The following is a 20,317-nucleotide window of genomic DNA, read 5'->3' as shown; positions in this document are numbered from 1 at the left end:
ACGTCGACGATAACGCGTGTTGTCTGAATGAACGCGGTGCCTGTGAGTTTTTCGCGAGCAAGCTCACTCCTACAAAAGCCTAGGGCAAGCCCCCTCCCACATTTAGATCTGCCGTGTGTCAGCTGACTTTTAGTATCAACTTCCCGAAGTTCTCGCCGCTGAACAGCTTCATCAGCGTTTCCGGGAATGTCTCCAGCCCCTCGACAATATCCTCCTTGCTCTTGAGCTTGCCCTGGGCCATCCAGCCGGCCATTTCCTGCCCGGCCGCCGCGAAGTTCGCCGCGTGGTCCATCACCACAAACCCTTCCATGCGCGCGCGATTGACCAGCAATGACAAATAGTTGGCCGGGCCTTTGACGGCTTCCTTGTTGTTGTATTGGCTGATCGCGCCGCAAATCACCACGCGGGCTTTGAGTGCCAGGCGGCTGAGCACGGCGTCGAGAATATCGCCGCCGACGTTATCGAAATAGACGTCCACGCCCTTCGGGCATTCGCGCTTGAGGGCGGCAGGTACGTCTTCGCTTTTGTAGTCGATGGCGGCGTCAAAGCCCAGCTCATCGAGCAGGAACTTGCACTTGTCGGCACCGCCGGCAATCCCCACCACGCGGCAGCCTTTGATCTTGGCGATCTGCCCGGCGATGCTGCCCACGGCACCCGCGGCGCCGGAAATGACCACGGTGTCACCGGCTCTCGGCGCACCGGTCTCCAGCAGGGCGAAGTAAGCCGTCATGCCGGTCATGCCCAGGGCAGACAGGTAACGGGGCAGGGGCGCAAGCTTGGGGTCGACCTTGTAGAAACCACGGGGCTCGCCGAGGAAGTAGTCCTGCACGCCCAGGGCGCCATTCACGTAGTCCCCCACCGCGAAGTTCGGATGGTTCGAGGCAATCACCTTGCCGACGCCCAGCGCCCGCATCACTTCGCCGATGCCGACCGGCGGGATATAGGACTTGCCCTCATTCATCCAGCCACGCATGGCCGGGTCGAGGGACAGGTATTCATTGCGTACCAGGACCTGGCCGTCGGCAGGCGTGCCCACCGGCACTTCCTGGTAGGTGAAGGTCTCTCGCGTGGCCGCACCGACCGGGCGTTTGGCGAGCAGGAATTGGCGGTTGGTCTGGGCGGTCATGGCAAGGACTCTTTGGAAATGAATCATGAGTGATAGCCCTTCAGTGACGCCAGGGCAAGGTTGCCTGCGGGAGGCGAATGCCCGTCGATAGGCATCGCTGATAACCATCCCGGTAGACTTATCACTGCGATTCATGCAGCGCTAACCCGCCGTCTGATAGTGCTGACGCGCTAATCCCTGTGTTGGCTAGACTCGCGCCACCGTTACCACTCCCATAGGACAGTTCCCATGAGCATGACATTTTCTGGCCAGGTCGCCCTGGTAACCGGCGCCGCCGCGGGTATTGGTCGCGCCACTGCGCTGGCGTTCGCGGCCGAAGGCTTGAAGGTGGTCGTTGCCGACCTCGATGTGGCGGGGGGCGAGGGCACTGTTGCGCTGATCCGCCAGGCCGGCGGCGAAGGGGTGTTTGTGCGTTGCAACGTCACGCTCGAAACGGACGTACAGCAATTGATGGCGCAGACGGTCGCCATCTATGGACGACTGGACTATGCCTTCAACAACGCCGGGATTGAGATCGAGAAAGGCAAGCTGGCCGACGGCAGCCTGGATGAGTTCGATGCCATCATGGGGGTTAACGTCAAAGGCGTCTGGTTGTGCATGAAGTATCAGTTGCCGCTGTTGTTGGCCCAGGGCGGCGGAGCAATCGTCAACACGGCATCGGTGGCCGGGCTGGGGGCGGCGCCGAAGATGAGCATCTATGCGGCGTCCAAACACGCAGTGATCGGCCTGACCAAGTCGGCAGCCATTGAGTATGCGAAAAAGAAGATCCGCGTGAACGCGGTCTGCCCTGCCGTGATCGATACCGACATGTTTCGCCGCGCCTACGAGGCCGACCCGCGCAAAGCCGAATTCGCGGCGGCCATGCACCCGGTCGGGCGCATCGGTAAGGTGGAGGAAATTGCCAGCGCCGTGTTGTACCTGTGCAGTGATGGTGCCGCCTTTACCACCGGCCAGTCCCTGGCGGTGGATGGCGGCGCGACAGCCATCTAGGACGGCAAGTCGCACCGCGTTCGAAAACAGGGCGAGGTGCTGTGGGGCGTTTCCATAGCGGGCAGTGGGCCGTGCCCGAATATGTATCAGTAGGTAAATAATCTAATAAAATCAATACTTTAATAAATCTTCCCGGCAAATTTTGGTGAGCTTCTGTGCTTAACTGTTTTGGGTTAACAGACAGTTGAAGTGAGTGGCTCATGGATTTAGGGATCGATCGACAAGCCCTGGTACCGGTTGTTCAGCAAATCGTCAGCGCGGTGGCGCATTGGATTCGCAAGGAAGGGGTGAGCCCCGGAACGCGCTTGCCGTCCATTCGGCAATTGGCCCTCGACAACCTGCTGAGCCAGTCCAGCGTGATTGAGGCGTTCGAACGGCTGGTGGCCCAGGGGCTGCTGGCCTCCAGGCACGGCTCGGGCTTCGTGGTGGCGCAACCTGCAGCGACCCACGAACACCACTGGTATGAAGGCGCGGAGCAGGGATGGGGCGCTTTTACCGACAGTCCCGTCGGCGAGTTGAAACTGGGGTGTGGCTGGCTGCCGGACGACTGGCGCGAAAGCGATGACATCAGCTATGCAATTCGCGAACTCAGTCGTACCGATACCGGGGCTTTGTTCAGCTACAGTACGCCCTTGGGGCTGCCGACGCTGCGTGAACAACTGTTCAAGCGTCTGACCCAGATTCACATAGCCACCCGCCTGGACTGTATTCTCACCACCCATGGCGCCAGTCATGCCCAGGACCTGCTGATACGCACCTTGCTCAAGGCCGGTGATGAGGTCGTGGTGGAAACACCCGGGTATGGCAACCTCTATCGCCAGTTGGCCTTTCAGGGTGTGACCCTGCTGGAGGTCCCGCGCGCCCGTGGCGGCCCGGATATCCCTGCCTTGGAAACGCTGCTGCAAACCCATCGGCCCAAGTGCCTGTTCATCAATAGCCTCTATCACAACCCCACCGGCACCAGCCTGTGCCGTTCGGTGGCGCAGCGGTTGTTGGAACTGGCGCGAGAGTGGGATTTCCTGATCATCGAAGAGGATGTCTACGGCGACCTGCAACATGCCAGTTGCACGCGCTTGTCGGCGCTGGACCACGGTGACCGGGTGATCTATGTGTCGAGTTTTTCCAAGACCCTGAGCAGCGCCCTGCGCGTGGGCTACCTCTGTGCCAGTGCCACGCTCATTGAGCAATTGGCCCATCTCAAGACTCTGACGGGCATCGGCACCTCGCGCTTTGCCGAAGCAATGGTGGCAACGTTGTTGAGCAACGGCACTTACCGTAAGTGGGTGCAGCGCCTGCGCAAGCACCTGAATGCGCAGATGGCTGCAACGTTGCAGGTGCTTGAGGATGAAGAGTGGCAGGTCTTTGCCGTTCCCGCTGGGGGCATGTTCCTGTGGGCGCGACCGGGCATCCCGGACCCGTCGCGACTGCAAGCCTGTGCCCGGCGGCTCGGCGTGCTGCTGTCGCCCGGGGCGCTGTTCAGTCCCACCGGAGAGCGTAGCGACTGGCTACGCATCAACGTGGCCTACGCGGCGGATCAGCGCGCACTGGCGTTGTTCCGTGCCATGGGGCCGACCAGATCGACCTCGACCATTCTGAAAACGACGAGCATGTAGCTTTTTGCCATTATTGCGGCGCCAGCGGCTTGTGCTCAGTGCCCTGGGGTTGCCACTCTCGCTGCTTGTAAACCTGGCTTATGGCATCTGCCATTGCAAGAGGATCAAGTGCAATGATTTGGGGCGTGCAACGACAATTCGCCAACCTTGGCATGGCAAAAAAACTGGGCTTGGGTTTTACCTTGGTACTCCTTCTGACGGCCCTGGTAGCGGCGATCGGTGTGGGGGCCCTGCACACCGTCGGCCAGCGCTTTGATGGCCTCAAGCAGATGTCTTCGCTCAATAGCGAGTTGCTCAAGGTGCGTGTGATCGAGCAAAACTACGCGCTGCACGCCGACCCCCAGGCCGTTGACGCCCTGCATAACAGTGTTGACGCATTGCTGGCCCAGGCCATCAGCCTCAAGGCCCGGTCCGCTGTCAACGAGCGGGTGATGAGTGATGTCGAGCAAGCTTTGATTGCCTATCGCAAGGCGTTCGATGAGTTCGTCGACTTGACCCAGGCCAAGGACCTGGCGCTGGAAATGGCCAGTTGGTCTGTATCCAGCGTGGCGAATAACCTGGACGTGTTGCAAGCCGGCCTCGCCGACGACGGCGCTTATGGCCTCAAGGAAAGCCAGGGCAAGGAGGGCGCCGAGTTTATCGAGCAGGCGGGGCAGGTCAGCCAGGTGTCGCGCCTGATGCTGCAAGCCATGAACGAAGCGCGAGTGCGCCTGGACCAGAGCCGCAAGGCTGAGGCAGACGACGTCGGCCAGGGCAAGATCGAGCAGGCCGACCAGGCCCTGGCCGAGGTCGAGAAGCTGAAAACCAGCGTCAAGGACGCGGGCTACCAGACCGTACTCAACGAAGTCAGCGGGCATATCGCATCATTCAGTGAAAAGCTCGGCGAGTACACCGGGCTGCTGGCCCAGGAAAAGCTGGTCTATACGCAACTGCATGATCGCGCCGAGCAAGTGGTCAGCCAGGTCAATCAGGCATACGCCGCTGAAGATCAGTCCATGCAGGCGCAGTTGCAGCACAGCACGCTGCTGATCATCGCTTCCTCGGCCTTGGCGTTGCTGGTGGGCTTGATTGCTGCTTGGCTGATTACCCGTTTGATCGTTGCGCCGTTGCGCAGCGTGATCGCTGTGGCCCAGCAGATTGCCTCGGGTGACCTGAGCGGGCGCATGGAGGTCAGCCGCCGCGATGAAATTGGCCAATTGATGCAAGCCATGCAGCAGATGAGCAGCGGTTTGAGCCAGATGGTCAGCGGGTTGCAGGCCGGCATTGAACAACTGGCCAGTTCCGCGCATTTGCTGTCCAGCGTTACCGAACAGACCAACCACGAGGTCAACAGCCAGAAGGAAGAAACCGAACAGGTTGCCACGGCGATGAACCAGATGACCGCCACGGTGCACGATGTGGCGCGCAATGCCGAGCAAGCGGCGCAAGCTGCACAGACGGCGGATGCCAAGGTCGACAGCGGCCAGCAGGTGGTGCGCATGAGCTTGCAGCGTATCGAATTGCTGGCCACGTCAAGCAACAGTGCCAGCGCGAGCATCGAAAGCCTCAGCGCAGAGATCCAGAACATTGGCACCGTGCTGAGTGTGATCAACAGCGTGGCGGAGCAGACTAATCTGCTGGCCTTGAACGCCGCCATCGAAGCGGCGCGCGCCGGTGAGCAGGGGCGTGGCTTTGCCGTGGTGGCCGACGAGGTACGGGCCCTGGCCAAGCGCACCCAGCAATCGACTGAGGAGATCGAACGGCTGGTCAGCACCTTGCGCAGTGCGGCGCAGTCGTCGGTGCAGCAGATCCAGCAAAGTGGCGAACTGGTGAAACTGGCGGTCGGTGATGCCCTGCAAACCGAAAGTGCCTTGGGCAGCATTGCGGCCGCCGTGTCACTGATCCAGCAAATGAACCAACAGATCGCCGCCGCCGCCGAGGAACAAAGCTCGGTGGCCGAAGAGATCAACCGCAGCGTCACCAGTATTCGGGCAAGTGCCGATCATTCGGCGTTGAGTATGCAAGGCAATGCCGCATCGAGCGTCCAACTGGCGCAGTTGGGCGTGGAGCTCAAGGGGATGGTGGGGCATTTCCGCCTGTGATCGCCGCTGGGGTGCGGCGAGCAAGGCGAAGGGTGGTCAGGCGTTGTTGGCGAGGAAGGTCAGCAGCGCTTCGTTGACGAAGTCCGGGTTTTCGCGGCTTGAGATATGCCCGGCCTCCGGGATCAGGATCAGGTCGCAACCAATCAGCCCGGCCATTTCCTCGGATTCGGCAGGTGGGCGGGGTTTGTCTTGCTCGCCGCACAATATCAGGGTGGTGTCGGCGTCCAGGCGCGGCAATTGCTCCAGGATATCTTCACGGCTGAAGATCAAGCGGCCCAGCGGTACGATGCTATCGAGCAGGCGTTCGCGGGGGAAGCCCTGCAGGGATTTGCGAAAGTCCTGATACAGCGCCGATTCACGGTCGATGCCCGGGCGAAAGAAGATCGGTGCGATCACATCCAGTAGCGGCTCGGGGATGGCGCCAGCGTCTTCGATCATCTTGAACAGCGAGAAATAATACTGGCGCGTTGCTTCGGGTTCGGCGCCGAGGTAGGTGTCCATCAGCACCACGCTGTTGATGCGCTCGGGTGCCAGCAGTGCCAGGCGCGCACCCCACATACCACCGACCGACAGGCCCACCAGGTTGATCTGCTCGACGTCCAGGTGATCCAGCAGCGCCAGGGCCTGGCGAGCCAGATCATCCAGGGACCGGGTTTGCGTGGGCAGCGGGCCCGACTCGCCATGGCCCCACAGCTCGGGGACGATTACCCGGTATTGCTGGGACAGCGCTTCAATCTGCGGCGTCCACATGTCGCCAGACCACAGGTAACTTGAACCGAGCAATACGACCGGGCCGCTGCCCTGGTCGAGGTAATGCAGCGGTTGTCCATCAATCACGGCAACAGGCATAGCAGGCCTCTAACTTCACGGAGTGAGGGGCACTTTTTTACGCTAGTCGGGGGCGGGGGGATAGATGCAAAGTGATGGCATATGGTGTGAGGGTTGCCATCCAACTGACACCCCTCCCACGTTATTGTCTGGGCTGTCAGTCGTAGATAGCTTTCTTTTTCCACTCGGCGTCGGCATCGACGACCTTCAAACCTTCGGTCAGCTCATTGACTTCGTCTTCTGCCGGTTGGCTGTTGGTCAGCACCGTGGAGTTGGCGCGGGCCAGTTGTGACTCCAGCAGTTGCAGCTGTGCGCTGTAGAGCACCGGTTCCGGTTGCTTGCGCAAGTACTGCACGCCGCGTTCGAACGCCAGGCGCGCCTGGCCGGGCTGGCCTTGCAGCAGGGCATGTTGGCCGAGGTTGTTGAAGAACTCGATATGCAGCAGTACCAGGATATGACGGATTTCCTTGATCCAGTGCTTGGCTTCATTGGATGGCAGGAAACCGTCCTGGGCTGCACGGGTGACTTGGCCGTGCAGGGCTTCGAGCAAAAAGCGCACGTCCTTGGCCTTGGCTTCGGTCTGGATCGGCGCAGGTGGGTTGGCCACCGGAATCGATTCGCCCTGGGCGATCAGCGCATTCAGTTCGCTGATACGTGCCTTGATTGGCGCGCTGGACTTATTGAGGTTCAACAGGCGCTGGTTGACGTTCAGTTCCAGGCGAGCCAGCAACAGTTTGAGCGCCGGGGTCATCAGTTGGCCGGGGAAAGTCTCGGTGATTTCACCGCAGCGACGCAGCCGATCATTAAGCTCGATCTCGGTACGCTTCTTTTCCAGCTTGTTGTTTTCCACCACGTGGTTCATGTAGCCAATGGCGATCAGTATTACGATCCCGGCTATTACCAGCAGGGTGATCATGAGTGGTGTCACCGGTGTGACCTCTTTATAGGGTTTGCTGTGGAGTGTAGTGACTGAGGCATCCGGCGGATAGGACCGATCGACCAGTTGCCCGGGTAGTTTCTTCTGTATAGGTAAGCGCTTCCGAATGGGTGCACATTGCCATCATTTGCCCAGGCAGACTATAACGCCTTGTTGAACGCCAGAATATAGGCGCCAAGGCTCCAGCGGCGACAATGCCCGCACGGGCCGGCAAACCATGGCGAAGTCATTGATTTAAATAAATTTATCCTTGGGGGTTGACGACCTTTCAATCCATCCATAGAATGCGCGCCACTTACAGCGTAAAGCACACAGCGAAACGCGGTAGGGAGTGAATGTTGTACGTGTGTCCCCTTCGTCTAGTGGCCTAGGACACCGCCCTTTCACGGCGGTAACAGGGGTTCGAGTCCCCTAGGGGACGCCATATGCGGGAATAGCTCAGTTGGTAGAGCACGACCTTGCCAAGGTCGGGGTCGCGAGTTCGAGTCTCGTTTCCCGCTCCAATTTACAAGCAGTGTGGCCCTCGGGCGGCATTGAGTGAAACCAGGACCAAGTCTTCGGACGAGGCCTCTGGGCACTGAAATACACACCATGTGTTTCAGTAGCGTGTCCCCTTCGTCTAGTGGCCTAGGACACCGCCCTTTCACGGCGGTAACAGGGGTTCGAGTCCCCTAGGGGACGCCATTTGCGGGAATAGCTCAGTTGGTAGAGCACGACCTTGCCAAGGTCGGGGTCGCGAGTTCGAGTCTCGTTTCCCGCTCCATATTTAACGAAAACGCCGATCAGCAATGATCGGCGTTTTTGTTTGTGCTGAATTTGGCCCGATACGGTTTTGCCGCGTTCAAATGGCCGCATGGGCTTGCGGCCTTGGCATAAAAAACCGGGCAAACAGTTCGGACTGCGATTTTATATTGAGCTTGTTGTAGAGGTTGCGGCGGTGGACTTTGATGGTTTCAGTCGACAGCGCCAGCTTCCCGGCGATTTCCTTGTTGGAAAAACCGCTGAGCAGCAACTTCAGCACGTCTTTCTCGCGTGCTGTTATTTGTGTGTCCAACTGGGTCAGCGCCTCAGTCCATGAGGCCGGTTCGGCGAAGTTCTTTTGCGGGTCAATTTCAAAGCACATGCGTTGATGCATCATTGCCGTCACCCATGGCTTGATCATGTCCAGTAGCGTGACTTGCGCCTGGGTGAAGCGCACGTTACTGCCGAACGACATGCACAGGGTTCTGTCGGCATCGAGTTGCACGTTGTACTGCGCCTCATCGACCGAGATGTATTGCGCGAAATATTGCTGGTAGTACTCGGTTTCAAGAAAGTGTTCCGGCGCAATATCGAGCAGATGGAAGAACCCGCTCTGCGGGTTTTCCCGATTAGCGATATAAAACGGGTCCAGCAGGTAAAGACCTTTCACATACCGATGAATAAAGGCATCCACTTCTTCGCTGTCTGCCACCTCCGGCAGGCTGATCACCCGCACGGCGTGATCGCTGAAAACCAGCACAACCCAGTTGTCTATCTGCACATATTCATTCAATACGCGAATCAATGAGCTCCAGAACTCTGGTCGATCAAGCTGCATGATCAGTTTGCCAACCGATCGGTGCCAAGCCAGGTTGTGAAGGTCAAGCGACATGTTCTACCCCTTTAGGGTTAGGGATTTGCAGGCCAGGGCTAAGTACTTGTAGGTATTTACTATTCGACAACGCCCGGTATATTCACCCCGAGCTTACGATAGCCATGAAGGCGCTTCGGGTAACAGGGATAGTCATATGAGTCGATCACACTTGCGAGCTATTTTTTTAGCCTCGCTGCTTGGCGCCGCCATCAGCACGCCGGCCAGCGCCGCGCAATCTTCGGTGTATCTGTATAACTGGTTCGGGTTTCTCGAGCCGCAAACCCCGAAGGAGTTCCAGCAGGAAAGCGGGATCAAGCTGCATATGGATGCCTTCGACAGCGCCGAAACCATGCAGAGCAAAGTCATGGCCGGGCGCACCGGTTATGACCTGGTCGTGGCTACTTCCAATGTGCTGCCCGGCCTGATCAAGGCGGGGGTGTTGCAAGAGCTGGACCGCTCGCAACTGAGTAATCTGTCGCATATCGATCCCGATATCCTGTCTCTGCTGGCGGTCAATGACCCCGGCAATCGCTACGCCGTACCCTACGTCTGGGGCACCACCGGCATTGGCTACGATGTGGACAAGGTCAAGGCCGCCCTGGGTGATGACGCCCCGGTGGACAGCTGGGACCTGATCTTCAAAGAAGAAAATATCAGCAAGCTCAAGGCCTGTGGCGTGGCCATGCTCGATTCGCCCAGCGAAATCATTTCGATCGCCTTGCACTACCTGGGGCTGCCCAGCAACAGTACCAACCCTTTGGACTACCAGAAGGCCCAGGCCCTGTTGCTAAAAATCCGTCCCTACGTGCTCTATTTCGATTCCTCGCGAATCGACACCGATTTGGCTGACGGCAATATTTGCGCAGTTGTAGGCTGGGCCAATGGTGCGCTGGCTGCGCAGGCGATCAATGAAAAATCCAACAGCGGACGCAAGATTGCCTACAGCCTGCCTCGAGAAGGCGCATTGGTCTGGTCTGAAAACTGGGTACTGCTCAAAGACGCTCGACACCCCAAGGCCGCGCTGGAGTTCATTAATTACATGCTGCGCCCCCAGGTGATTGCCAAGACTTCCAACTACATGCTCTATCCCAACGCCAATAAAGATGCCACGCAGTTCGTCGAGCAGAAGTTGCGCGATAACCCGTGGATTTATCCCGATAAAAAGACCATGGCCACGCTGGTTCCGCTTGAGCCGTTGCCGTTGAAGGCGGAGCGTATTCGCACCCGGGTCTGGACCAAGGTCAAGAGCGGTACGTGAGTGTAGGCCTATTGGGCGGTTGACCCAGGGGCCGGGGAGGGCAACAGCATGCGCCAAGGCGGTGATCAGTGCTATTTGGAGTCAGACGACTACAAAGCGTACAAAGAGATTGAAGAGCAGATCGGCCTCTGCACGCCGGAACAAGCCTGGGCCATGTATTACGTCTCGACGGGCATGGTGCGAGAAAACATCACCCTGGCGGTGATGGAGCACATCGGCAGGGGGAATCGCGCCTTGTTGCTTGAATTCCCCGACCTGGTACGGGTCAGGGGCCGAGACTATGAGCCCGGAGCACTCGCGTCCAACTGGCCTTTGTTGCGCAGGCATCGTGGATAACTCCCTGCGCAGTGGATTGCGGCAGCGCAGCCAGCCGGGCCGCCGCCGACAACAACGACGTCAAAGTGACTCATCGAGGTGTCGCCAGGGTTCCCCGTCCCGGCGGATAAGCAGCGCGTCCTGGCTCATATACAGTTCGATCTCTTGCTCTATTTCCACATGACGAAGTTTGAAGTCGTGCGCTGGGGTGCTGATCGCGCCGTGTTTGTAAAGCCTGTAGTACGCCACCTCGCCTTCCAGTCGCAAACCGGCCTCTTGCTGTGCGACTTCGAAAGCTTCGTCCGGTAATTGCACCTGAAAAAACGACAGCAGCGGCCAGCGTTTTCGTTGCTCGGTGTCTGAGCCCGCACCGACTGCTTGATATGCGCGGCGCATGCCCAGGACGCGCTGATGGTACTGCTTGGTGCTGGTCTGCCCGGTCGCGGCCAGTGAGATCCGGCCATCCAGCGCGGCCTGGGTGTAGTCGCCGTATTCATAAGCCTGGTATTGAACCAGCGTGCGCCCCTCCAGTTCGATCAGTGAGGGGCCGCTACGCCCATCCCAGGCAGGCTGGTCTAGCAGGCCGATTTCGTTGTCAGTCAGCGGGATGACCGTAGCAGAGACATTGCGCGGTTCGAACGTACGGGTTGAATCAGGCGCCACCCCTGGCCAGTACGAACCCAGCGCAGCACAGATGCGTGCATCTTCCGTGAACGGGCTGGCCAACTGATAGCCACACAGCATATTGGTGAATGGGGCATCTACCAAGCCACGGCCGACTTCCCAGCCAGGCCCGAAGACCCCGCTGGCGAAATCCGGCAGCCAGGATTGTCGCTGGGCATAGGCCGCCGGATGTCCGGGGCTTGGAGTCGTGGACGTTTGGGGGTGCGAGACGATCGCAGTGGCGCCGCGGTCTTCAGCGGAAAAATAACCTCCCCTGAGCGACTGATTGATGAAAAAACGCACATCGGACAGTGGGTTGACTCGCGTGTGCCATACCTGCGGACAGGGTGGGGTAGGGCAAGGAAAAACCTGCGGGTCGCTGGACCATTGCTTGAGTTCCCGTTGTCCACACAACGGGTAAAAATCCGGTGCTCCGATAATCGAATAGGCGGCGATGCTCTGCAGTTGCAGTGCTGGACAGAGTGCGCGCACCCAGCCATCGGCCATTGCGTCCTGATAGTGCAGGGCTCGGTAGCCTCCGGCCTTGACGATGGCATCGACATCCTCACGTTGATTCAGGTCTTCAATCGAGCCGTCGTCACGCACATGATGGCGCCCATGCACCAGGCCGCCGGTGCCCGGGGGCATCATGAAGGACAGCGGACGACCTTGGTAGTGAGCCAGCTGCACCAGCCGCTCCTTGGCGTCGGGCACCAGCAAGCCAGGTGCAAAGCCATCGATATCCGCCCAATGACATAACCCCTCGGTAATGACGAAAGGTGCGTTGAGAATGTCAGGCTCTTGCCAACCGGTATTGCGAAAGCGTCTGTGGATTTGACCGATCTTTTCATTGACCTGGTGATTGACCAACTGAACGCTCAGGTCCATCCCCGCCACGCACTCATCGCCATCGAATACCTTATGCAAGGGCACCCAGAACTCAAGATCATGGTCGATGGATTGAGCATTCATCGGGCCGAACCGCTCGGGCTGACCCACATGCCGTGCCGCTATGAACGCGCCGTAGCGCGCCGGGATAACGCGCATCTGATTGGGCTGGTCCTCGACAAAGGGCAAAAAGCCCCTGCGTTGCGGGTCATACAGCGCTGGCGCCGTACCGACCCGGGCGATTCCGGTGCGGGAAAAGCACAGGTCGGCCTGGCGCCCATGCACGGTCTCGGGGCGGGGGCGGTATTCATAGGCAAACACGGCAATCGCCAGCTCTGCATCACCGGCGGCCAGTTGCAAAACCTCCATGCTGGGAGGATTGGCACCGTAGACATAATTAAGGATGTGTTCGGTTTCAGCAGGGGTAGGGAAGGCTGTGAGTGTACTGCCGTTGATTCCGAGGTTCACATTCGGCGAGGCGAATGCATGAAACAGCAGGCTGGCGGCTGGGTGCCCAGGCTCAACGCCACGTATGCCATCGGCCGAAAAGTCCTCAAAGCCGGGCTGGGTACGATCGATGAGCAGGGGTTTGGCGAGTTCATCGCGCAGGGTTGTCGAGGTTATGTCCAAGCCATGGTGCAGCAACAGATCACGCCAGCCGGTGGGAGCCAGGCGTGTGCAGGCGCGTTCGACAGCGTTGATCAGCGACATCCCGAGTGCTCCGACAGGTTCAGAGGCCAAGGTACGTTAAAGGGGGCGGTGTGGTAACTGACCGAACGGCTAGGTAAGCGGGAAAGGAACCGTTGCACCGGGCCATCACGCGTTCAGCGCCTATCTATCGCTTTCATAGCCTGGGCCAGCCGTTGTGTTGCGTGATGGATCTCATCCCGGTCCAGGGAGGCAAAGCCCAGGCGCAGGGCGTTTTCCGCTTGGTCGTCGGGTGAAAACTGACGACCGCTGCGTACCACCAGCCCATGCTCCAGGGCGGTGTGCACCAAGCGATCCACGTTCACGCTATCCTCGAAACGTACCCAGAGCGCCAAGCCACCTTCGGGCTCGCGCACCTGTATGCGCTCACCGAATGCCTGGTCCAGACATTCGCGCAACACGGTCCGGCGCGCCAGGTACTCTTTGGAGACGCGGCGCAGGTGTTTTTTCAACTCACCGTGATTGATCAAGTCCGCCAGCATGGTCTGTGCGACCGCATCGGCGTCGCCCAGCATCAGTGCGGCATTGCGCTGCAGGGCTTCAATCACCTGCGTGGGGGCCACGATGTAACTGCAACGAAACGTCGAGCCCAGCACCTTGGATAACGAGCCGATATAGATCACATGGCGCTGGGCACGGTCACTGGCCAGCGGCAGGTAAGGGCGGCCGCTGAAGTGATATTCGTGGTCGTAGTCTTCTTCGATCACGCAAAAGTCATGTTGCGCGGCCAATGCCAGCAAGTGTTGTCGACGTGCGGCATGCAGGCTCACGGTGGTGGGAAATTGGTGGTGGGGCGTGAGGTAGATCATGCGCACGTTATGCTCGCGGCATAAGCGCTCGACCTGGTCGGTGCGGCAACCTTCATCGTCGATGTCGACCGTGACCAACTGCGCGCCGAGCTTGCGGAAAATTTCCCACGCCGGCGGGTAGCTCAAACGCTCCACCAGTACCACGTCGCCAGGCTTGATCAGCAGGCTGGCGCTCAGATACAGGGACATCTGCGTGCCTTGGGTCAGGCAAATATTCTCGGCAGTCACTGTCAGCCCGCGGTTATTGCGCAGCATCTCGGCCAGGGCGCAGCGCAACTGATAGCCGGTGCCCTCACTGCCGTAGCGCACCGTGTTGGAGGCAAAGCTGTTGCGCAGCGCATGGCGATAGTAGCGATGCAAAACGGCCTGGGGCAGCAGGCGATGGTCGCTGGTGCCATTGTCGAAGAACAGCGCACTGTGCCGATGCTGAAGCGCGACCACCTGGGCGTTATGGGTGAAATACGGTACCACCGGCTGGTCCAGCAGCAGTGGGGCGAAAGACGGTTGCGCCGCACAGGGCAGGGGCTTTGGGGCCAATTGCGCATTGACGAATGTGCCACGGCGCGGCTCGCTGATCAGCCAGCCTTTGGTCATCGCTTCCTCATAAGCCAGGATCACTGTCTTGCGGTTGACGTCGAGCAGTTGTGCCATCTCTCGTGTGCCCGGCAGCAACGTCCCTGGCGGCAGGCGCCCTTCGACAATCGCGGTGACCAAGCCTTCGGCAATCTTGCGATAGGACGCCTGGCGGGTGTCTTCGTCGAGTTTGAGCAGGGGGTGCCATTTACGCAACTGGACCATCTGAAGTATCCAAATCTGGAGGTTTTAATGGTCCTAGTCTAGCGTAACAATCCAGGCCTCACTTACCCCGAGGTCTTTATGAACACACGCCATGTCATCGAACTGTCTCCCTCGGGAAAAACCTTGGAGATCGGCGACGAACTGTTGCTCGACGCCATGCTTGCCAGCGGCCTGGCTGTGCCGTTCTCGTGCCGCCGTGGTGCGTGCGGCTCGTGCAAGGTGGTGGTCGCCGCAGGTGAGTACCGGGCCAAGCGCCTGGCGCCGGATGCGCCGGCGCCGTGTTACCCCCTGGCCGCCAATGAAATGTTGCTTTGCCAGAGCCATGCCTGCACCGACATGCGCCTGGAGATTCCCGGCTGGTCCCTGGATACACCTGCGTTGGTCGTTGGCGCTCAGGTCATTGGCAAGCGCGCGCTCGGGCCCGATGTCATTGAGTTGATACTCAAGCCCGATACACTTTTGAAGGTGCGAGCTGGTCAATACCTCAAGTTCTACCTGGCAGACGGCGACACGCGTTGCTTCTCGGTTGCCAACCTGCCAGCCGAGAACGAGGGGCGTTTGGTCTTCCAGGTTCGTCGGGTGAGCGGCGGATACTTTTCCGAAGGCGTTCTGGATGGCTTGGTCGTGGGGGCGCGCATGCAATTGGAAGGACCGTTTGGCGCCTGCACCTGGCAGGACGATGACGCAGCGCCCGTCGTGCTGTTTGCCACGGGTACCGGTTACGCGGGCATCAAGCCGATCCTGTTGACCGCGCTCAAACGTAATGTCCAGGTGACGTTGTATTGGGGCGGCGCGCAGTCAACCGACTTTTATGACGGCGCCTTTCTGGATGAATCGATGCTTGAGCACCCCCGTTTTCGCTGGCACTCGGTGCGATCATCCGAGGGGCGGGTGCAGGAGGTTGCATTGAGCCACGGGCATCATTGGGAGGCGGCGCAGGTCTATGCGTGTGGTAACGGCACCATGCTTAGCCAGGTGCGTGCCCATTGCGTCGAGGCGGGGTTGCCGAGCCATCGGTTTGTCGCGGAGGCGTTTGTCGCCAGTGGCCGGTCAAGCGCGCAAACGGTGTTGCTGTCGTTCGACCCGATCTGGGAAAAAGTCGGCCCACGGTATTCCCTGGACGGCATGTTGGCGGCGCGAGAAAAATCCATACGCGCCCTGGCGGCCATCGCCAGCCGGTTGACGGTCGGCATGACCACCGGCGAAGCCCTGGAGATGGCCGCCCAGCAACTCACGGCCATGGGCGCCTCGCACACCTGGCATCCGACCTACATTCGCTTTGGCCCCGACACCATCCGGCCCTCCCGCGAGGGTGTTGATCGTCAGCGCAAACTGCGTGCCAGCGATATCGTCGTGGTCGACCTGGGGCCGGTATGGGACGGCTATGAAGGGGACTACGGCGACACGTTCATCTTCGGTGAGTTACCGCTGCATCTGGCGTGCAGGACTGCGTTGCATGAGGTGTTCGATGAGACCCGCCAAGCGTGGCTGCGTGGGCTGACCGGGCGCGAGCTCTACGACTTCGCCGAACAGAGCGCCGTGTCGAAGGGCTGGAGGCTGGCACGCAATCTGGCGGGGCATCGCCTTGCGGATTTCCCCCATGCCTTGTTCGAAAGCAAGGAGTTGGCTGACCTGGAGATCCCACCGAGCGAAATGGCCTGGGTGCTGGAGATCCAGTTGTGCCATCCCACTGAGCCAGTGGGTGGGTTCTTTGAAGACATGCTGATGTTGCAAGCCTGAAGAGCCTGCCATTGCTGCCGAGAAGTGCGCTTGTCGCGATGAACCGAGATCAACCCAGCACTGCCGATCTCCTGTGGGAGCTGTCGAGCTTCAGCGAGGCTGCGAAAACGGTGGTTCAGGCGATGAAAATGTTGCCTGTGCCGCCGCCATCGCAGCCTCGCTTGGGTTTCACATGGGTCAGAGCTTCGGCAACTGCCCGACGCGGCCCATCATTTCAGTGACGATCTGCAGGTCCAGCAGGAACTGCTCAACCGTTTTGAACTCACTGTCGGTGTGCCCGGTGTACTTCTCTTCCGGACGGGCCAGGCCAAATTGCACCCCATTGGGCAAGTCGTGCACCGAGGTTGCACCGGCCGAGGTGCCGAACTTGTGCGGCATGCCCAGGTTTTCCGTGGCGACCGCCAGCAAGGCTTTGACCCACTCACCTTCAGGGTTGCGGTACATCGGTGTATCCAGCGAATAGGCGAAGCTCACGTTGACCTTGGCTTGCTGGTTCCAGGCATTCAGTTTCTGTTCGATCTGTGCCTTGAGTGCCTCCGGGGTTTTACCCTTCGGCGCCCGCAGGTTCACCGCCAGCTTGAAGGCTTTGTCATCCAGGCCGACAAAGGTCGGCGAGGTGGTCAGCGGCCCCATGAAGTCATCGGCGAAGCCCACGCCCAATTTGCCGCCCAGGTAATCCAGGCCCCAGTTGTCGGCTGCATAACGCGCCGCATCAGTGATGTGATTGTGCTTGAGGGCAATCTTGCCGTCCACGCCGTGGATCAGTTCCAGCATACGAGCCACCGGGTTGACCCCGGTTTCGGGTTCGGAGGAGTGGGCGGATACGCCGGTGACAGTGAGTTTGACGTCCTTGCCATCGACCTTGGCGCTGACCTGGAAATTGCCGCCGTTGCGCTTGGCATAGTCATTACCGGCCTGCTGCAGGCTGGCCGCTAACTCAGCAGGCTTATCGCTGACCAGCGTGGCCACCGAAACCGATGGAATCTGGTTGGTGGCCTTGCCGCCGGTCATTGCGATGATTTCTGCGCCTGTGCCTTCACCTTTGCGCACCGGAAAGGTCGCCATAACGGTTCCCGAGCCTTTCTCTGCGATCACCACCGGGTAGCCGCCATCCAGCGCCAGGTTGTATTGCGGCACCGGGTTGCGTTCGAAGTAGTAGGGAATCGCGTCACCGGCGGTTTCTTCGGTGGTGTCCACCAGCAGCTTGAACGTGCGCGCCAGCGGCAGTTTTTCTTCCTTGATCACCTTCATGGCATACATCGCCACGACGATGCCGTTCTTGTCATCTTCGGTCCCACGGCCATACATGCGATCACCGATCAGCGTGACCTTGAATGGGTCGAGCTTGGTGCCGTCTTGCAGCACCCAGTTTTCCGGCGTGACCGGCACCACATCGGCATGGGCATGTACGCCGACGACTTCATCACCGCTGCCTTCCAGGGAGATTTCGTACACACGGTTATCGACGTTACGGAAGTTCAGGTTGAAAGATTTGGCCAGGGCCTGGATCTTGTCGGCGATCTTGAGGAATTCCGGGTTTTTGTACTGTGGCAGCCCGTCTACGTTGAAGGTCGGAATCTCCACCAGCTCGCGCAAGGTTTCCAGGGCAGCCTTGCCGTACTTCACACGGGTGTAGATACCGAGCAGCCGATTGATCTCGTTCTGCTGCTCGGCGTTCAGGGTTTTGTTGTCGAGAAAGGCGCTGATAGCCGGGCCGACGTCAGCCGATTTACCCAGCTCGCCCTTGGCCAGGTTGCCGAGGAAACTGCGGAAATCGGTGACCGATGTCTCGCTGAAGCTCTTCACAATCGCCGCGCTTTGGTCTGCGCTGATGTTGGCGAAAGCGGGGGTGGAGAGGGCCGAAAGGCTAGCCGCGAACAGGGTGGCAACTGCCAATTGCTTGAGTGGAAAGTGCATTGTTTAAGGCATTCCTTTGCAGGTAGTGAGTAGGGTGTTTCTGACAGGTAAGTCGGAAACATTTCCACACACTACCACTACTCAGGTGCCCAAGGTCAATGCTGGCCAGGATGGGGCTCAGGGTATTCATCCGTCACGCTCAAGGCTCTGGCGTAGGGCCCGTCCCACAGTTGCTCATGCAATTGCCCTACACGCCTGGCCATCGCTTCACTGCGCATCACCACCTCCAGATTGCGCGAGTTATCCAGGTAACCGCCCAACCAGTTGCTGGTGCCGACCCACGCCACTTGCCCGTCGATCTCCATGGTCTTGCTGTGGATCACTCGGGCATAAGGGATAAAGCCTTGCCTGGCTTCGGGCAGGGTGACGATCTTGATTTCGACGTTGGGCAATACCGCCAGGCTCTTGAGGTAGGGCAGTTCCAGCTTGTCGGTGTTCCAGTTGGACACCATCAGTTTGATCGACACCCCGCGGGCAGCAGCGGCACGCACGGCGTTGTCGATCACCGCGTAGTACGGGCGGGTTCGATCAGGCCCGTAGGACAGTGGCGCGTAATCGAGCAATTGCACACGCACTTCTTTTTTGGCTTCGCTTAGCAGGCGTGGCAGTTCCAGCTGTGAGTCGCCTACGCCTGGCGGGTTGTAGCGTTGCGGGCTGGCCACCAGGTAGTTGCCGGTGCGTGCGGGCGCCTGGCCGGTGGCCGGCAGAGGCACCGGTTGCTTATCGGCGAGCGCAGCCTGGGCTTGCCAGTCTTGATCGAAGATCGCCTGCACCTGGCCCACGACGGCTGCATCACTGATACGCAGCCCGGTTTCGTGGATATGTTCCAGGGAGCGCCAGTCGAAATTCTGGCTGCCGATAAACGCCTGTGTGCCATCCACCAGCAGGTATTTGGCGTGGATGATGCCGCCGCTCAGTTGCCCGTAGGGCAGCACCCGCAAGGTCAGGTTGGGGATCGCACGCAGGCGTTCCAGGGTGGCAGCTTCCGACAGCCTGATGCCTTTTTCTTCCAGCAAAAAACGAATTTTCACGCCGCGCTTGCCGGCAGCCTCAAGGCGTTCGATGACCGTGTCCATCACCGAGCCGGGATGGTCGACGGCGTAGAACTGGCCGATATCAATGCGGCTCTTCGCACTGTCGAACAGCTCGATCCATACCGGGCCGGTCTGGCGCAGATCGGCGGTGCCCAGGGCGGTATCCACCGGCACGGTGTGCACCAGCTCAAACCCCGGAATGGAAAAGTCCGCCTGGGCCAGCGGACTGAGCAACACGCCGGCGAGGCTGGCGATACGCAACTTCATCGAAAGGGACATAGGCGTCTCATCGGATAAAACAAAGGGGCGGGCGTATTACGCGCCCGCCCGACGGATCACGCTGTGCGGCTGTGCAAGGAGGTGGGTACAAGGTGCGGCACTTCGCCTTGTACGCGGGCTCCGCTGGCCGCGCGGATCAACAGGATCTTCAACTGGTCGTTGATGCGTTCCAGGCTGTCCTGGAAAAAGTTGTGGAACACCACGCAGAACAGCGCGATGGCGATACCCAGGCCGGTGGCGAACAAGGCCGTGCCGATACCACCGGAAATCTGCCCTGGGTCGGAAACACCCGCCGTGGCCAGTGCCTTGAAGGTGTCGATAATGCCGAGGATGGTACCCAGCAAGCCCAGCAGCGGGGCGGCGGTGGTAATGGTCTCGATGATCCACAGGCTGCGGGCCAGCGGGGCACGGGTCTTGAGGTATTGGGTGTCGATTTCGTCGTCCAGGTCCTTGCGTGAACCGTTGGAGGCTTTCTGCGCCAGCACCGGCAGGATCATGTTCAGCGGCAGGCTGTCGCGACGGCTCAGGTTTTCCGGCAGGTCACGCTCGCTGTGCACGGGGGCGCCGAGGGCGTCGATCAACGCCCGAGCCTGGCGGCGCACGTAGGCAAAGTAGATGCCGCGTTCGATGGCGATGAAGATCGCAATGGCCATCGCCGCGTACATCACATAGAAGGTGACGTCGTGGAGCAGGTTCATATCCATGCTGGTGTTCCTCT

General features: G+C 59.7%; 15 protein-coding genes, 4 tRNA genes and 1 pseudogene. 11 read left to right on the top strand and 9 right to left on the bottom strand.

Annotation, left to right across the window (positions count from 1 at the left end; genetic code table 11):
* Positions 1-118 precede the first annotated feature (118 nt).
* Complete coding sequence (locus tag QMK52_RS25565) at positions 119-1,126, bottom strand: NADP-dependent oxidoreductase (RefSeq protein WP_005786638.1); 1,008 nt, start codon at positions 1,124-1,126, stop codon at positions 119-121.
* A gap of 228 nt (positions 1,127-1,354) precedes the next feature.
* Here QMK52_RS25565 and QMK52_RS25560 point away from each other — a divergent pair, with 228 nt between their 5' ends.
* The 4 genes and pseudogenes from QMK52_RS25560 (at position 1,355) to QMK52_RS27490 (ending at position 5,810) form a co-directional block, all read left to right on the top strand.
* A complete protein-coding gene (locus QMK52_RS25560; RefSeq protein WP_194440372.1) occupies positions 1,355-2,116 on the top strand; it encodes an SDR family oxidoreductase in 762 nt (253 codons plus the stop codon).
* A 200-nt stretch (positions 2,117-2,316) separates the two neighbouring features.
* Complete coding sequence (locus QMK52_RS25555; protein WP_320403628.1) at positions 2,317-3,729, top strand: PLP-dependent aminotransferase family protein; 1,413 nt, start codon at positions 2,317-2,319, stop codon at positions 3,727-3,729.
* Between the two features lie 80 nt (positions 3,730-3,809).
* Positions 3,810-4,904 (top strand): annotated as a pseudogene (locus QMK52_RS27495) (HAMP domain-containing protein); the annotation flags it as partial.
* On the top strand, positions 4,893-5,810 hold the full coding sequence (locus tag QMK52_RS27490; RefSeq protein ID WP_413817854.1) for a methyl-accepting chemotaxis protein: 918 nt from the start codon (positions 4,893-4,895) through the stop codon (positions 5,808-5,810). The pseudogene QMK52_RS27495 and the gene QMK52_RS27490, both read left to right, overlap by 12 nt.
* A 36-nt stretch (positions 5,811-5,846) precedes the next feature.
* Here the strand turns inward: QMK52_RS27490 and QMK52_RS25545 are convergent, their stop codons facing one another.
* Positions 5,847-6,659, bottom strand: coding sequence for an alpha/beta hydrolase (locus QMK52_RS25545; RefSeq protein WP_320403626.1), 813 nt, complete (start codon positions 6,657-6,659; stop codon positions 5,847-5,849).
* A 136-nt stretch (positions 6,660-6,795) separates the two neighbouring features.
* The gene (locus QMK52_RS25540) at positions 6,796-7,554 is read right to left on the bottom strand and encodes a hypothetical protein (RefSeq protein WP_320403625.1); all 759 of its coding nucleotides are present in this window, start codon (positions 7,552-7,554) and stop codon (positions 6,796-6,798) included.
* 369 nt (positions 7,555-7,923) lie between these two features.
* On the opposite strand from QMK52_RS25540, the gene QMK52_RS25535 reads away from it, so the two are divergent.
* The 4 genes from QMK52_RS25535 (at position 7,924) to QMK52_RS25520 (ending at position 8,338) form a co-directional block, all read left to right on the top strand.
* Positions 7,924-7,999, top strand: a tRNA-Glu gene (locus QMK52_RS25535).
* A 3-nt stretch (positions 8,000-8,002) separates the two neighbouring features.
* Positions 8,003-8,078, top strand: a tRNA-Gly gene (locus QMK52_RS25530).
* 105 nt (positions 8,079-8,183) lie between these two features.
* Positions 8,184-8,259 (top strand) — tRNA-Glu (locus QMK52_RS25525).
* A gap of 3 nt (positions 8,260-8,262) precedes the next feature.
* A tRNA-Gly gene (locus QMK52_RS25520) sits at positions 8,263-8,338 on the top strand.
* A gap of 78 nt (positions 8,339-8,416) precedes the next feature.
* Here QMK52_RS25520 and QMK52_RS25515 read toward each other — a convergent pair.
* A complete protein-coding gene (locus QMK52_RS25515; RefSeq protein ID WP_194440373.1) occupies positions 8,417-9,208 on the bottom strand; it encodes a helix-turn-helix transcriptional regulator in 792 nt (263 codons plus the stop codon).
* 136 nt (positions 9,209-9,344) lie between these two features.
* On the opposite strand from QMK52_RS25515, the gene QMK52_RS25510 reads away from it, so the two are divergent.
* Together QMK52_RS25510 and QMK52_RS25505 are read left to right on the top strand one after the other, a co-directional pair.
* Complete coding sequence (locus tag QMK52_RS25510; protein ID WP_005786653.1) at positions 9,345-10,448, top strand: polyamine ABC transporter substrate-binding protein; 1,104 nt, start codon at positions 9,345-9,347, stop codon at positions 10,446-10,448.
* Between the two features lie 48 nt (positions 10,449-10,496).
* Positions 10,497-10,784: a hypothetical protein gene (locus tag QMK52_RS25505; RefSeq protein WP_005786654.1), complete on the top strand. Its 288-nt coding sequence runs from the start codon at positions 10,497-10,499 to the stop codon at positions 10,782-10,784.
* 60 nt (positions 10,785-10,844) lie between these two features.
* Here the strand turns inward: QMK52_RS25505 and QMK52_RS25500 are convergent, their stop codons facing one another.
* The gene (locus QMK52_RS25500) at positions 10,845-13,025 is read right to left on the bottom strand and encodes a hypothetical protein (RefSeq protein WP_194440374.1); all 2,181 of its coding nucleotides are present in this window, start codon (positions 13,023-13,025) and stop codon (positions 10,845-10,847) included.
* Positions 13,026-13,138: 113 nt separating this feature from the next.
* Positions 13,139-14,629: a PLP-dependent aminotransferase family protein gene (locus tag QMK52_RS25495; protein ID WP_005786658.1), complete on the bottom strand. Its 1,491-nt coding sequence runs from the start codon at positions 14,627-14,629 to the stop codon at positions 13,139-13,141.
* Between the two features lie 78 nt (positions 14,630-14,707).
* Here QMK52_RS25495 and QMK52_RS25490 point away from each other — a divergent pair, with 78 nt between their 5' ends.
* Positions 14,708-16,369, top strand: coding sequence for a M24 family metallopeptidase (locus QMK52_RS25490; RefSeq protein ID WP_194440375.1), 1,662 nt, complete (start codon positions 14,708-14,710; stop codon positions 16,367-16,369).
* A gap of 177 nt (positions 16,370-16,546) precedes the next feature.
* On the opposite strand, the gene QMK52_RS25485 is transcribed toward QMK52_RS25490, so the two are convergent.
* The 3 genes from QMK52_RS25485 to QMK52_RS25475 form a co-directional block, all read right to left on the bottom strand.
* A complete protein-coding gene (locus QMK52_RS25485; RefSeq protein ID WP_320403624.1) occupies positions 16,547-18,286 on the bottom strand; it encodes a dipeptidase in 1,740 nt (579 codons plus the stop codon).
* A 95-nt stretch (positions 18,287-18,381) separates the two neighbouring features.
* Entirely contained in the window at positions 18,382-19,599 is a 1,218-nt protein-coding gene (locus QMK52_RS25480; RefSeq protein WP_320403623.1) for a phospholipase D-like domain-containing protein, read from the bottom strand.
* Between the two features lie 56 nt (positions 19,600-19,655).
* Complete coding sequence (locus tag QMK52_RS25475) at positions 19,656-20,303, bottom strand: MotA/TolQ/ExbB proton channel family protein (protein WP_005786664.1); 648 nt, start codon at positions 20,301-20,303, stop codon at positions 19,656-19,658.
* Between the last annotated feature and the right edge of the window lie 14 nt (positions 20,304-20,317).

It is taken from the genome of Pseudomonas sp. P9_2 (assembly GCF_034008255.1).
GTDB classification, from domain to species: Bacteria; Pseudomonadota; Gammaproteobacteria; order Pseudomonadales; family Pseudomonadaceae; genus Aquipseudomonas; species Aquipseudomonas synxantha_A.
The sequence above is the reverse complement of the archived record's forward strand: the minus strand, read 5'-3'. Positions and strand labels throughout refer to the sequence as shown.

What these genes read in the sequence shown, in the direction of transcription:
- QMK52_RS25565 (WP_005786638.1), bottom strand. Translation starts at nt 1,126, where the DNA reads ATGACCGCCCAGACCAACCGCCAATTCCTGCTCGCCAAACGCCCGGTC.
- QMK52_RS25560 (WP_194440372.1), top strand. Translation starts at nt 1,355, where the DNA reads ATGAGCATGACATTTTCTGGCCAGGTCGCCCTGGTAACCGGCGCCGCC.
- QMK52_RS25555 (WP_320403628.1), top strand. Translation starts at nt 2,317, where the DNA reads ATGGATTTAGGGATCGATCGACAAGCCCTGGTACCGGTTGTTCAGCAA.
- QMK52_RS27490 (WP_413817854.1), top strand. Translation starts at nt 4,893, where the DNA reads ATGGAGGTCAGCCGCCGCGATGAAATTGGCCAATTGATGCAAGCCATG.
- QMK52_RS25545 (WP_320403626.1), bottom strand. Translation starts at nt 6,659, where the DNA reads ATGCCTGTTGCCGTGATTGATGGACAACCGCTGCATTACCTCGACCAG.
- QMK52_RS25540 (WP_320403625.1), bottom strand. Translation starts at nt 7,554, where the DNA reads ATGATCACCCTGCTGGTAATAGCCGGGATCGTAATACTGATCGCCATT.
- QMK52_RS25515 (WP_194440373.1), bottom strand. Translation starts at nt 9,208, where the DNA reads ATGTCGCTTGACCTTCACAACCTGGCTTGGCACCGATCGGTTGGCAAA.
- QMK52_RS25510 (WP_005786653.1), top strand. Translation starts at nt 9,345, where the DNA reads ATGAGTCGATCACACTTGCGAGCTATTTTTTTAGCCTCGCTGCTTGGC.
- QMK52_RS25505 (WP_005786654.1), top strand. Translation starts at nt 10,497, where the DNA reads ATGCGCCAAGGCGGTGATCAGTGCTATTTGGAGTCAGACGACTACAAA.
- QMK52_RS25500 (WP_194440374.1), bottom strand. Translation starts at nt 13,025, where the DNA reads ATGTCGCTGATCAACGCTGTCGAACGCGCCTGCACACGCCTGGCTCCC.
- QMK52_RS25495 (WP_005786658.1), bottom strand. Translation starts at nt 14,629, where the DNA reads ATGGTCCAGTTGCGTAAATGGCACCCCCTGCTCAAACTCGACGAAGAC.
- QMK52_RS25490 (WP_194440375.1), top strand. Translation starts at nt 14,708, where the DNA reads ATGAACACACGCCATGTCATCGAACTGTCTCCCTCGGGAAAAACCTTG.
- QMK52_RS25485 (WP_320403624.1), bottom strand. Translation starts at nt 18,286, where the DNA reads ATGCACTTTCCACTCAAGCAATTGGCAGTTGCCACCCTGTTCGCGGCT.
- QMK52_RS25480 (WP_320403623.1), bottom strand. Translation starts at nt 19,599, where the DNA reads ATGTCCCTTTCGATGAAGTTGCGTATCGCCAGCCTCGCCGGCGTGTTG.
- QMK52_RS25475 (WP_005786664.1), bottom strand. Translation starts at nt 20,303, where the DNA reads ATGGATATGAACCTGCTCCACGACGTCACCTTCTATGTGATGTACGCG.